The organism is Psychroserpens mesophilus, assembly GCF_000826645.1.
In the GTDB taxonomy this organism is placed as follows: Bacteria; Bacteroidota; Bacteroidia; order Flavobacteriales; family Flavobacteriaceae; genus Psychroserpens; species Psychroserpens mesophilus.
Genome location: NZ_JXJP01000003.1, coordinates 331,481 through 344,966 on the forward strand (window position 1 = coordinate 331,481; position 13,486 = coordinate 344,966).

Below are 13,486 nucleotides of genomic sequence, written 5' to 3' on the forward strand. Positions count from 1 at the left end.
TGAAATTGGTAGAAATCACTATCACAATGACATCAGTTAAATTAAAAATTACTATAAATGAAAACATTATATGGTATGCTTCTATGCGTACTAATTACAAATGTGTCTTTTAGTCAAGAAACGACTGAAACCAAAAAAGACACCCTGAAAACAGTAACAATACTCGACGAAGTGATTGTTACTGGAAACAAAAAAACGGATCCAGTAATGACTTCCGTAAAAAACAATTATGTTGAAAAAATTGTACAACCTAAAAATGTCGCAGACCTATTTAATTCGATTAATGGATTCTCGGTGATCAAACGAGGAAATTATGCCATTGATCCATCATTTAGAGCGTCTCAATATGAGCAGCTGAATATTCAATATGATGGAGGCACCAAAGCTATGCATGCTTGTCCGAATAGAATGGACCCAATAACTACGCATATAATTCCTGAAGACATTGCCAGAATTGAAATTATTAAAGGCCCTTATACGGTTAGATATGGTGCTACTTTTAGTGGCGTAATTAATATGGTTACTCAAAAACCTGATTACGAAGATTATGGCATTCATGGAAAGGTGTCTGCTGGATATGAAAGTAACGGAAATTCAATAGTAAACTTAGCACAACTACAGTATATAAAAGAGACGTTTGATATAGTAGCTATCGCTGGTTACAGAGATTTTGGAAATTATAAAGATGGTAATGAAGTTGAAATACCTTCATCATTTAGAAGTACAGATTATGGTATTAAAATAGGCTATAATTTATCTGAAGATCAACGAATTCAGGCACATTGGCGACAATCATTTGGTCGTGATGTTTTACATGCTGCCTTGCCAATGGATACTGAATATGATAATAGTAGTATCATTTCATTAGATTACAAATTAAATAACATTGGTAGAATTGTTAAATCATTCACTGCAAAAACATATTATAGTTATGTAGACCATTTAATGTCTAATAGCAATAGGCCTTCCTTTATGATGATGGAAGCCTCTTCTGCTGTAGATGCAACAACCATTGGAGGAAAACTAGAATTAAACTGGAAGCCATTTTCAAAACTAAATATGTTTACCGGACTGGACGCTATTCATATTTCACGAGACGGAAGTAGAACACGATTAGTTAAAGTTATGAATGGAAATGTTCTACCAACGCCAATGACATTTAATGATAAGGTTTGGCAAAATTCTTATATAACTGATTTAGGATTATTTACAGAAGCAAAATACAATTTAAGCTCTAGTACCATATTTACTGCTGGAATTAGATATGATCAAGTGGTTTCAGACATTCAAGATCCTGAAGATGACTTTGCTGCTATGTATGATTTAAAAAAACGTACTGAACATAATATTAGCGGAACTGTTTCTATTAAAAAATCAGTATCTGATAATTTTATTATTGAAGCTGCATATGGTCGAGGTGTTCGCTCAGCGAATATGATAGAACGCTTTATAAACCATTTTAATGCTGGTCAAGACCCATATGAATACATAGGAAATCCTAATTTAAAAGCTGAAGTTAATAATCAGTTTGAAATTGGGTTTAATGGAAATAAAAATTTCAAAAATGGTATTAACGCCTTCAAATATGGAGCGTCCTTCTACTACTCATTGTTCGAAAATTATATTGTTGGTATTATAGATCCTGCGATTAGCCGTAAATTTAATCCTATGGCACAACCAACCAATGTAAAGGTGTTTCAAAATTTAGATGAAGCTTATAAAACAGGCTTTGAGGCCATGTTTCAAGTCGATTTTTTGAAAGATTATTACTATAAAACAGAAGTCTCTTATGTGTACGCAAAAAACAAAGATTTAGCTGAGTCCTTACCGTTAACTCCTCCTTTAACGACAAGACTTACAATTGGATTTGACAAGAATAACTATTGGGCAAATTTACAATACAATGTCGTATCGAAACAAGATGATATATCAAGAAGTTTTGGAGAAATAGAAACGGATGGCTATCAAACCTTAGATTTCCGTTTAGGATTAACGCCTATCAAGAACATCACATTAGGATTAGCTGTCATTAATATATTTGACGAAGCTTATAATAACCACTTAAACTTTTCTTTTACTAATCAAGAGAACTTTGATCGAACACCTATTACAGAACCAGGTCGAAATTTTTCTGTTTTTTTACACTATAAATTTTAAAATTTAATTCTTAAAAATTAAAAAAGGAGTGCATGATCATGCACTCCTTTTTAATAGCAATAGACATACAAATCACCTTTCTTTAGGTTCCTCCTTATCTCTGTCACTGGATGTCATAAATTTCACCAAAAACCCAATTAATGTAAGACAAACCAGTCCAAAAACTGCTATCATTATTACTCCGTTAGTCCAACTGTATAAAGCTATGTTTTGTGCAATCATAGTATGATGTTTTAGTCGTTATTTTGAAATTATAAAATTACCATAGAGTATTGATTTTAAATATGATATTTGTCAGTTAAAAAAAAGTATCTTAGAAAATAAGATACTTTTTGCTATTAATCATGCAGGTTAAGTTTAAACTTCTTTCCCTTTCATCATTTTGTTCCAATACAGATAAGGCAGTCCGTATTTCTTTAGCATCCATAATCTCCAATGTTCTTTTTCACTGTTAAAAACAAGCATTTGTTTCAATTTGGGGTCTGGTATAAAATTATTATCATAATCAAATTCTGCTAATATCATTTTTCCATAACCAGTAACTAAAGGGCATGAAGAATATCCGTTATAAGATTTATTTCCTTTTTTATTATGTGCTATTAATTGTCTAATATTATCTGAAACAATAGGAACTTGCTTACGTATTGCAGCTCCAGTTTTGGCGGTAGGCAAAGCCGCAACATCTCCCAAACCAAAAATATTAGAATACTTATTATGTTGCAGTGTATGCTTATCTACATCTAACCAACCAGCATCATTAACCAATGGTGATTCTTTAACAAATTTAGGAGCTGTTTGTGGAGGCGCTAAATGAAGCATATCAAATGGCATTTCAATAATTGATTCACCAGACATAATCTCCCTTAATTCATTATCTTCATTGATGACACATTTATTTTCACCAGTTCCAACTCCTTTAAACGTTACAATTTGATTCTCCCCATCAATTTTTATAGGTGCATAAAATGGTTTAAAGTGAATACCATAACGGCTAATTACTTTCATCAAGTTTTCACGAATCTCTTTAACACCAAAAATTACAGATCCAGGCGTTGCAAAAACGACATTAGATTTATGTTTTAATCCGTTTTTCTTAAAATAATCGGCTGCTAAATAGGCTATTTTTTGAGGAGCTCCACCACATTTGATAGGCGTTGTAGGTTGTGTAAATACAGCATTTCCGCCTTTAAAATTTTTAAGAACTTCCCACGTATGTTTTGGGTCTGTGTAATTACTACAAACAACCCCTTTATCTAGCGCTTCTGTTAAACCCTCGATTAAGGACGTGTCCATAACTAATCCTGGAGAGACTATAAGATAGTCATAAGTGATTGCACCATTTTCTTTTGTTGAAACACTATTATTTTCTGGATTAAAACTTATTGCGTAATCTTTAATCCAATCGACTCCTTTAGGCATAACGGAAGCCATGGATTTTTTTGTTTTATCGAAATCAAAAGTTCCTGCTCCTACAAGAGTCCATGCAGGCTGATAGTAATGCCAATCGGCTGGTTCAATCAAGCCAATATCAAGACTTGAATCTTTATTCAATAGATTGGCCGAGGTCATTATTCCTCCAGTACCTCCACCTATCACTAAAATTTGGTAATGTGATTTCATACTTTATACAATTATTAATTTTGAATTGGTTAATTTTCAATATTGATAAAAGTAAAAGCCTTTTATTGAATATAATGTAACTATTGTTACAAAACATGTACGAATCGAAATATCTCGATAGGTTTTATTGCTATTTTCTTTTGCAAGTATTAATTCCAAACAAAGTGTATAACGGACAAAAATTTATGAGACTAGTCAGTACGAAGATGACTGATAATGCGATTAGAATATAGGCTAGAGTCCCTTCAATTAATCCTTGCCAGTATAATATTCCAATAATAACTGCTATGACTATTCTAATAAGTCGGTCAGTATTTCCCATATTTGCTTTCATAATGATTTGAATTTAAGATTTCTTTTTTATTTTTTCTAAGATAAAAAATAGTTCTTTATTCTGCCTTGATTCGAATGAATTATATGCCGTATCTATAAGTTTGATATTAAATACATTATCAAAGCGGTTGATATACTCAGATTTAGAACCTCCAAATGGTGGTCTGTCGTTGTTAAGTGGAGCATCAAATAACAATCCTACCAGCTTTCCTTGATCAGAAAGCAAGTCGTTCATTTGAAACACATAGTCATTTCTTAAATTTGGATCAATAGCACAAAAGAAGGTTTGTTCGAGTATTAAATCGAAGCTCAAATCCAGATCGAAAAAGTTATTATGAAGTAATTGTTGCGAAGGAAAATACGGAACACGACTCTTAATGTTTTGCAATGCTGTGAGTGAAAGATCTACTACAAATACGTTTTTAAACCCTTTATTAAACAGATATTCTGCTTCATATGAATTTCCTCCGCCAGGAATTAAAATCTGAATTGATGTATCGGTAAGTTGATCTATATATGCTTTTAAAGGTGGTGAAATTTGACCCAAATCCCAACCAGTATCATCATTTTTGTAGCGATTATCCCAAAACTCTTCATTTAAATTCATCAATTAGCACTTGATATAACAGTTATTAATTCGTCTTTTTGAATCATACCTGATTGTCGCCAAACTTGTTTACCATTCTTGAATAATAAAAAAGTGGGAACACCTCTCACCTGATATTGAGCTGCTAAAGATTGATTTTTATCGACATCAATTTTGATAATAGAAACTTTATCACCTAAATCTAACTTAACATCCTTTAAAATAGGACTCATCATTTTACATGGTCCACACCATTCTGCAAAAAAATCGACAAGTACTGGTTTGTTTTGATTGATTATTTCTGAAAACTTGCTCATGATTAATCGTATTTATTTATCGAAAGTAATACTCCAAACGCCTCTAATTTCATTTATATTATAACCTAACGCTTTATCTTCGGGATATAATTGAGTTATCCTAGCTAACGTTTCTTTGCTCATAGTTTGATTGGGTTTACCATGACATTGTAAACACATCTCATTTGTAATGATAGGATAATATACGTGAATTTTATCGTTTATTTCAGAAACGACTGGTTCTATTTCAACAGCATTACTCAATTGATTTTTAAAAAATTCCATGTGTTTTAATTCAATTGCATTCGCCTGATTATTTTGATTTCTTGGTTTGTCTGTTACACGTTTAATAGTTGCATTATTAACTTGAGCCATACTATCTGTTAGTGGATATGCTTTGACATTACAAAAATCTAAGGCCGCAATTGTTCCTTTTTTTTGAATAGTTCCCATTAAATTTTTACCTAAAACGGCCTTAGTACTTAAGGCATATTTTAAGCCACGTTCACTATTGGTCATTACAGCTTCCCCATCAGCTTTAGCCTGGTTTTTATGCATTCCTTTTCCTTTTCCCATACCTTTATGCTGACCTTTTTCAGAATTAAAATGTTCCTCAAACCATTCAGGTTCCTCTATGTCATTTTCAAATAGATATTCAGAGATTAATCGTATGGTTTCTTCGGGAAACATTTGCTTAGGCATGATCCCAAAACGTCTAATAGCTCCAGGCATTTTCGCATTATCTTCTGTAGGATTAGCAATCCAATTTTGAATGGCATCAGTAAATTCTTCTTTAGACATTCCTTCAATTAGATAATGTTTTTTAACTGCAATCATTGGCGGACCTACTCGGTCTTCGTGATTAGCCGTTGGACTATGGCAAACATAACAATTGGTTTCCATTAACGTCTTACCAGGATGTGGACTTTCTGTATCAACTACTTTTTTAGATGCATAGGAAATTTCTTTTTTTGAGTTATTACAACTAAATAATAAAAAAGATAATGCAAAAACGGCTAATAAATGTTTCATAATTTAATAATTTAATATGCCTCCTTTTAAATCATAGATTTCTTTAAAGTCCATGTTCGCTAACTTGTTAGCAGTTTGTCGGCTTCGACTTCCACTTCTACAGTAAACATAAACGGGCTTATCCTTTTTAAGCTTATTAAACTCAACATTAAATCTTCCAGAGAAAAAATCGATATTTTTAGCCCCTTTTATGTGACCCGATTTAAATTCATTTGGTGTTCTCACATCAATTAATTGAACATTTTTACCTTCAACCTGACTTTGAAAATCATTAGGAGATAAAACTGTGATACAATCATTTTGTGGAGATTTTGTACCGAAAATTGCTGATAAAAATGACATAGTCTTCTAATTTGTTTTTAATAGTGTTCGCGTAAATTAACTTCTTTAAAAATAATCGTTCTAAGAGTAAAATTTGGTAACCTTTGTTACACAAAAAAGCGCATCCTACTTCAATTCGGACACGCTTTTTACCAACCAAAAAATCATGTAAGTTAATTAACTGTTGAAGGGCAAACATAGGCCGTTCTTGGTATATTTGTGTTTTTAATAGCTGAAAAACCACCAGCAATATCAATCAAATTATGAATCCCTCTACTTTTCAATATGGATGCAGCAATTACAGACCGATAACCACCAGCACAATGAACATAAAATGTTTGGTCATCTGGGAATTCACTTAAATAATTATTAAGATAATCTAAGGGTGTGTTTTTAGCACCTTCAATGTGTTCTGCTTTATATTCACCTTCTCTTCTAACATCAAAAACTACATCCTTATGCTCTGAATAGGTCTTAGCAAATTCTTCAGAAGCTATAGAAGTAAGTGTATCGTACTCCATTCCTGAAGTTTTCCAATTTTCAAATCCTCCTTCTAGATAGCCTAAAACATTGTCAAATCCAACTCGTGATAATCGAGTAATTGCTTCTTCTAACCTGTTTTCTGGAGATACTAATAAAATTGGCTGATTCACATCTACAATTAAAGCACCAACCCAAGGTGCAAAATCTCCATTGATTCCTATAAAAATAGATCTCGGAATATGTCCTTTGATATATTCAGATTGATGACGTATATCTAAAATTATGGCATCAGTTTCATTTGCTGCTGCTTCAAACGCTTTAGGGTTTAATGGTTTATGAGATTTTGACATTACTTTATCAAAACTTTCGTAGCCTTTAATATTCATCATAACGTTTTGAGGAAAATATCCAGGTGGTTCAGTTAAACCATCTAACAATTCTTCAATAAATTCTTCTTTAGTCATGTCTGCTCTCAACGCATAATTTACTTCTTTCTGATGGCCGAGAGTATCTGTAGTTTCCTTGCTCATGTTTTTTCCACATGCAGATCCAGCACCATGATTTGGATAGATGATTAAGTCGTCACTTAGAGGCATAATTTTATCTCTTAATGAGTGGTACAATAAAGCTGCTAATTTATCTTGGGTAAGTTCAGCTACAACTTTTTGGGCTAAATCAGGACGACCAACATCACCAATAAAAAGTGTATCACCAGTTGCAATACCATGCTCTTTTCCGTTTTCATCTATCAACAAATACGTTGTACTTTCCATGGTATGACCAGGCGTATGAATCACTTTAACCTTATAATTGCCTACTTCAAATACCTGACCGTCTTCAGCAACTATAGCTTCGTACCCAGGTTTTGCTGTAGGTCCATAAACAATATTAGCACCTGTTTTTTCTTTTAATTCTAAATGACCAGACACAAAATCGGCATGAAAATGAGTTTCAAAAACATATTTTATTTTGGCATCATCAAGTTTTGCTCTTTTGATATATGGTTCTACTTCTCGAAGCGGATCTATGATTGCTGCTTCTCCATTGTTTTCTATATAATATGCTGCGTGTGCTAAACAGCCTGTATAAATTTGTTCTACTTTCATATGTACTAATCTTTTTAAACTATTAATTAAACAGCTTAAAATTACTACAAAAAAACAGGTTGTGGTGTAACAAAGGTTACAGACTAAGACTTAGATAATTCTTTAAAGATGATATATACACCCATAATTAGCACAAACCAACCAAAGCCTTTTTTAAGACTTTTCCCATTGACGAATTTCGACAAATAAATGCCTAAGAAGATGCCAACTACAGATATTGTAGTGAATTTAATTAAAAATGCCCAATCGATATCTAAGTTTTCAATATCGCCAATGAAACCGATAAGTGATTTAATTGCAATAATTAAAAGCGACGTTGCAACAGCTTTTTTCATGGGTAGCTTAGCGAGTAAAACTAGTGCTGGAATTATTAAAAATCCACCGCCTGCTCCAACAATTCCTGTTAGTACACCAACAACTAAACCTTCAATTACAATTAAAGGATAATTATATGTAACACTAGATTCCTCATTAGATTCGTTTCGATTATTTCTAATCATGGATATGGAAGCTACTAACATGATAACAGCAAAAAATAGCATAATGGCAATATTTTTTGTCATTATAAAAGCACCTAAACTAAATAGTTCTTCAGGTATTGCTGGGACCAAAAATTTTCGAGTAGAATACACAGCTATAAATGCTGGAATAGCAAAAACTATAGCCGTTTTAAAGTCAACCAAACCTTTTTGAATATTTCTAATTGCGCCTACCAATGCCGACACACCAACAATAAAAAGCGAATAAGCCGTTGCTGTAACAGGATTAACAAACATGAGATATACTAAAATCGGAACTGTTAAAATCGATCCACCACCACCAATAAGTCCTAAAACAACACCAATTAAAAGTGCTCCAATATATCCTAATATCAATTGTATATCCATATGCTTATAATTTCGTTCAAATCTAAATCGAAATTGAATGGTATTTGGTAACAAAAGTTACCTTTTACAGATCTATAACCTTAATATTATTTCTGTGAAGTTCTATTTTACCATTGATGGACAACTTTTTTAGTAATCGTGAAATTACAACACGTGAGGTATGTAAATCTTGTGCTATTTCTTGATGAGTAACATGAATAACTTCATTATGATTGACCATAGCTTTATCTTTCAGATATTTGAACAAACGCTCATCCATTTTTAAAAACGCAATGGTATCAATAGCATGAAGCAATTCCGACATACGATCATGATAACTTTGTAGAATAAATTTTTGCCAGCTTTTATACTTCCCTAGCCATTCTTCCATTTTTTGAACAGGAATCATTATCAGTTTTGTATCCGTTTCAGCAACAGCTCTTATTTCACTTTTTGATTGCCCCAAACAACACGATAGTGTCATTGCACAAGTATCCCCTCGTTCAATAAAATATAGTATAAGTTCATCACCATTGGTGTCTTCACGAAGAATTTTAATAGCACCACTTATTAAAAGTGGCATAGATCTTATGTAATCACCTATTTCTATGAGATGATGACCCTCTGGCACATCTTTATACGTACCAACACTATTAATTTCTTGAAGTAATTCTTCCTCAAATAAGTAACCGTAGTTTGTTTTTAATTCTTCTAACATATTCTAATATTATGCATTAAATATACGCAATTGAAAAGTTTAGAAAGGTCTATTTAGTCCATTTAACAAAGAGTCTTTGTAAAAGTGACTACTATACAGTGTTCTTTATTTCGTGGTTTCTCTTAAAATTAATTTTGTTTTTATGGTTTTAATAATAGGCTTTACCTGGTCTTTACTCTTTAAACGATCGACCAACAACTGAACAGAGGATTTACCAATATCTAAAGTGTGCTGAGAAATCGTAGATAATTTTGGATCTGTAAACTGAAGTACGTTTTCATCTGAAAAACCAATAATAGATAAATCCTGAGGTATTTTATAATTTAGTTTAATGGCTTTTTGAAGCGCTACAACTCCTGAAGTATTATCAATAGAAATAATACCGTCAACAGTAGGATGATTTTTAAATAAATCCTCTATTGGTGCTTCAATTGCATCATTGGTTTTAATGATTATAACATTTGGTTTATTGTCATAATTTGCAGCCTCACTTAAAGCTTCCATGTAACCGTTAGTTCTGAGTTTTCCAACACTTAGGTCATCTATATTACTAATTAAGACAATATGTTTTCTGCCTTCCGAAAGTAAATGTTTTGTAGCCTCGTAAGCTGCTCCGAAATCATCAATTATGACTTTATCACATGCAATAGATTCCGAAACTCGGTCGAAAATTACAACCGGAATATTTTGATGAAGTATGTCTTTAATATGATCTACATTATTTGCAATTTGTGATTCTTCAGCCATAGACATTATAAACCCGTCCACACTACCATTAGACAATAATTGTAGACTATTCATTTCTTTATCTTTTTTTTCATTAGAGAGACAAGTAATGATATTATATCCTTGCTTTGAAGCCTCTTTCTCAATAGCATAAAGTGCTTTAGCAAAAAAATGATTAAGTATATTTGGAATTATAACGCCTATCGTATTTGTTTTACTGTTCTTTAGACTAATAGCCACTTTATTGGGCTTATAATTAAGATGCTTTGCAAGCGCTTTAACACGTTCTATAGTATCTGGACTTATTTCTTCACTATCATGTAATGCTTTTGAAACGGTTGAAATAGACACGTTTAATTGTTCTGCTAAGTGTTTTAGTGTTATCATAATCTTGTCATCATAAAAAAAGAGTGTACTTTATAAAAATACACTCTTTTATAATTATATTAAAAGATAATTTAGTTTTTAATCAACTTAATAGTCTCAGAACCTAATTCAGTTGTTAAAGTTGCAAAATACATCCCTTTTGGAATTGATGCCGCATCGATAGTTGTTACTGCAGCATTTGGCTCAAGTGTTATAACTGCTTTACCTAATATGTCAAATAATTGGATTTTTGAAATCACTTGATTTGAAACTACATTCCACGTTGAATTTGTTGGATTAGGAAATACTTTTGTAGAAACCGTTGTAAACTGATCTATACCTAAGGTATTAGAATCACTAAAGAATATGTTATCTAAATAAACAGTCCCATTTCCAGTTACTAGCGTTTGGATAATATCTGTTCCATCCCATGTACCATTTACAAGTGCTGGAAAGTTAGCAAAATGTGATAATGGAATAAATACGCTTACCCATTGTCCTGTAACTAGAGGAGCATCTCCTCCACTACCAAATCTGTAGAATGGTTCTTCAGGGTTACCACAACAAATTGTCGCACTTAATGATTGATCTACTAATGAAAAATTAAATGCTGTAGAAGATGTTGCATAATAATTTAAATGCACAAAACTATACGTACTTGTAGCATTAAATACTTCACCTAAACCACTACCAAAGAAATCTAAATTATCAACTCTTAAAACAGTATCTCCAGATAAATCAGGTTGAGAAAGTTGTGTTCCTCCTGCAAAATCCACTAAATTAAACCCAGCAAAATCTGAAGAATTTGCATTTCCACTTAATTCACTGTAGATATACATATCATTCCCTGTTGAACCAAAGTTAACTGGACCAACAGTCGGATCTGGAGCAGGACACTCAGGACAATCAGGTCCTCCACAGTCAACTCCTGTTTCGTTTCCGTTTTGAATACCATCAGTACATGAAGGCGGACAAGCAGGACAATCAGGTCCTCCACAGTCAACACCTGTTTCATTTCCATTTTGAATACCGTCTGTACATGTCGGCTCAGGAGCACCTACTTGAACGATATCATCAATGTAATACGTTCCTCCAACAGCAAGGGTTGGACAACCTGGTCCTTCACATGCTGGGTCGTAATCAGGTTGTATAACTAGAGTTGAATATTGTTCAGTACCAGTAAGACCTGCTTGGTTTGAGAAATCAAAAGTAACTTCTGTCCATGTATTAGCATCAGAAACAATTACATCTCTATTATAGGTTGGTTCTCCACTTAATCCGATCTGGATTTGAAAACGTAGTTTGAGATTGGCTTTTGTTGACCAAATTTTCAGGGTAAAAGCCTCACCGTTGGCTAGATCGATAAATGCTGAACCTGGTGTTTCATAACCAAATCCACCAAACCATTCAGCGCCTGCAGGTTTAACAACTTCCAAAACTCTTGAAGAGGTATTAATTCCTGATGGATCAGGATTAGCAATATTGGCAAATCCTAAACCGCCAAATTCAAAAGAAGCAGTCGTAGTTCCGTTTTCGAAGTCAATTGGTAAGGACGATTGACCAAACATCACAAAAGATGTTAATAAAAAAGTTAGTAGCGTAATTTTTTTCATAGTATTAAGTATTTAGATTTATTAATTATTCAAAAAACATATTATTAGATTTTCATATTCGTAAATTTAGATAGTAAAATTTGATTATTATGCAAATACCACCTAAACAAAAAACATACAAATACAAATTATTTTATATTTCAAAATAAAAATTGCACAAACCAATGTTTGTAATGCCTTAAGAGCCTTCATTTCTATAAGTCATAATGAACAATCACGATGTTTTTGAACTACGTATTGGTAATGTTGTGTTCATTATTTCAACCGTATTGCTAATTAAACTTAATGTTGTAATAGATTTATTATTAAAACTACAAGCCAGTCGATATTAAATTCAAAATTTCAATTTTTCATGCTTATCCCAAAGTCCCCAAAACGCTCCAACATCACCTTCATCTCCTGTTTTCCAGGATTCATCAAAAGATGAGAAATAGAAGACTTCTATATTCGATTTTTTTGCCCAAAGTTGTGTATTTATAAAATATTTCATGGCATTTTCTTCAGAAGACAATGCGCCTCTTAAACTTCCACCTTCACTCGGCCAACCAGTTTCGGTAATTATTACTTTTTTTCCTTTAGCGGCATCTGTAGCTTGACCAAACATTTGTTGCATATGACTTAAGGAGCCATCTATGTGACATCCTTCCCAATAAGGGTAACAATTGCTTAAAATAACATCACTAATTTCCACCAATTCAGGATGAACAGAAAACTCATAATAAGCGTCAACATATCCAACTGGTATATCTAAACCAGAAAGTGCTTCCTTGACACGTGTCATGTATTCTAATAATTCTTGAAGTGACAGGTCGTTTCTATAAAGTACTTCATTTCCTACAGCTGCAATATTTACACATCCTTCTTTGGCTAGAGCGATTAAGCCTTCTATTTCTCTTTCATTATCCTCTTTATTATCACTCAACCAAGCACCAACCATAGTTTTGATGCCATGTTTGTGTGAAATTCTAGCAATATGCTCATTCCCTTCAATACAAGAAAATGATCTTATCCATTTAGAATAAGGTTTCAAGATCTTAACACGTCTTTCGACCTGTTCCACAGTAATTATATCTCCAGGCTCTTGACCATCTTCATACATACTGAAACAAATACCATGCATTCCACTTTTTAAAGTTTTCCGCCATAGTTTTTTCAAGTCTTCTGAGGTATATTCTGAAAAATCAGTTCCAGAAAGTTCTGTAAAATTTACACCACTATATGCGTGATAATCTTCATCTCTATATGACATTTATATTTGTATTT

General features: G+C 32.7%; 13 protein-coding genes. 1 reads left to right on the top strand and 12 read right to left on the bottom strand.

Features of this window, described 5'->3' with window-relative positions; translation table 11 throughout:
• Positions 1 to 57: 57 nt before the first annotated feature.
• Positions 58 to 2,157: a TonB-dependent receptor domain-containing protein gene (locus TD18_RS05360; protein ID WP_241480645.1), complete on the top strand. Its 2,100-nt coding sequence runs from the start codon at positions 58 to 60 to the stop codon at positions 2,155 to 2,157.
• Positions 2,158 to 2,514: 357 nt separating this feature from the next.
• Here the strand turns inward: TD18_RS05360 and TD18_RS05365 are convergent, their stop codons facing one another.
• From TD18_RS05365 to TD18_RS05415, 12 genes are all read right to left on the bottom strand, one after another.
• On the bottom strand, positions 2,515 to 3,777 hold the full coding sequence (locus TD18_RS05365; RefSeq protein WP_040249512.1) for an NAD(P)/FAD-dependent oxidoreductase: 1,263 nt from the start codon (positions 3,775 to 3,777) through the stop codon (positions 2,515 to 2,517).
• A 130-nt stretch (positions 3,778 to 3,907) separates the two neighbouring features.
• Complete coding sequence (locus TD18_RS16955) at positions 3,908 to 4,111, bottom strand: YgaP family membrane protein (protein WP_084205849.1); 204 nt, start codon at positions 4,109 to 4,111, stop codon at positions 3,908 to 3,910.
• 12 nt (positions 4,112 to 4,123) lie between these two features.
• Complete coding sequence (locus tag TD18_RS05370; protein ID WP_040249515.1) at positions 4,124 to 4,717, bottom strand: class I SAM-dependent methyltransferase; 594 nt, start codon at positions 4,715 to 4,717, stop codon at positions 4,124 to 4,126.
• Positions 4,717 to 5,013: a thioredoxin gene (gene trxA, locus TD18_RS05375; RefSeq protein ID WP_040249518.1), complete on the bottom strand. Its 297-nt coding sequence runs from the start codon at positions 5,011 to 5,013 to the stop codon at positions 4,717 to 4,719. Before trxA ends, TD18_RS05370 begins: the two co-directional genes overlap by 1 nt.
• A gap of 12 nt (positions 5,014 to 5,025) precedes the next feature.
• A complete protein-coding gene (locus TD18_RS05380; RefSeq protein WP_040249521.1) occupies positions 5,026 to 6,024 on the bottom strand; it encodes a c-type heme family protein in 999 nt (332 codons plus the stop codon).
• A gap of 3 nt (positions 6,025 to 6,027) precedes the next feature.
• A complete protein-coding gene (locus TD18_RS05385) occupies positions 6,028 to 6,366 on the bottom strand; it encodes a rhodanese-like domain-containing protein (RefSeq protein ID WP_040249524.1) in 339 nt (112 codons plus the stop codon).
• Between the two features lie 152 nt (positions 6,367 to 6,518).
• On the bottom strand, positions 6,519 to 7,934 hold the full coding sequence (locus TD18_RS05390; RefSeq protein WP_040249527.1) for an MBL fold metallo-hydrolase: 1,416 nt from the start codon (positions 7,932 to 7,934) through the stop codon (positions 6,519 to 6,521).
• 83 nt (positions 7,935 to 8,017) lie between these two features.
• Positions 8,018 to 8,821, bottom strand: coding sequence for a sulfite exporter TauE/SafE family protein (locus tag TD18_RS05395; protein WP_040249531.1), 804 nt, complete (start codon positions 8,819 to 8,821; stop codon positions 8,018 to 8,020).
• 64 nt (positions 8,822 to 8,885) lie between these two features.
• Positions 8,886 to 9,518: a Crp/Fnr family transcriptional regulator gene (locus tag TD18_RS05400; RefSeq protein WP_040249534.1), complete on the bottom strand. Its 633-nt coding sequence runs from the start codon at positions 9,516 to 9,518 to the stop codon at positions 8,886 to 8,888.
• A 105-nt stretch (positions 9,519 to 9,623) separates the two neighbouring features.
• On the bottom strand, positions 9,624 to 10,631 hold the full coding sequence (locus TD18_RS05405) for a LacI family DNA-binding transcriptional regulator (RefSeq protein WP_040249536.1): 1,008 nt from the start codon (positions 10,629 to 10,631) through the stop codon (positions 9,624 to 9,626).
• Between the two features lie 71 nt (positions 10,632 to 10,702).
• Positions 10,703 to 12,223, bottom strand: a complete 1,521-nt coding sequence (locus TD18_RS05410; RefSeq protein WP_040249539.1) for a T9SS type A sorting domain-containing protein — start codon at positions 12,221 to 12,223, stop codon at positions 10,703 to 10,705.
• 334 nt (positions 12,224 to 12,557) lie between these two features.
• On the bottom strand, positions 12,558 to 13,472 hold the full coding sequence (locus TD18_RS05415) for a glycoside hydrolase family 17 protein (RefSeq protein WP_040249541.1): 915 nt from the start codon (positions 13,470 to 13,472) through the stop codon (positions 12,558 to 12,560).
• Between the last annotated feature and the right edge of the window lie 14 nt (positions 13,473 to 13,486).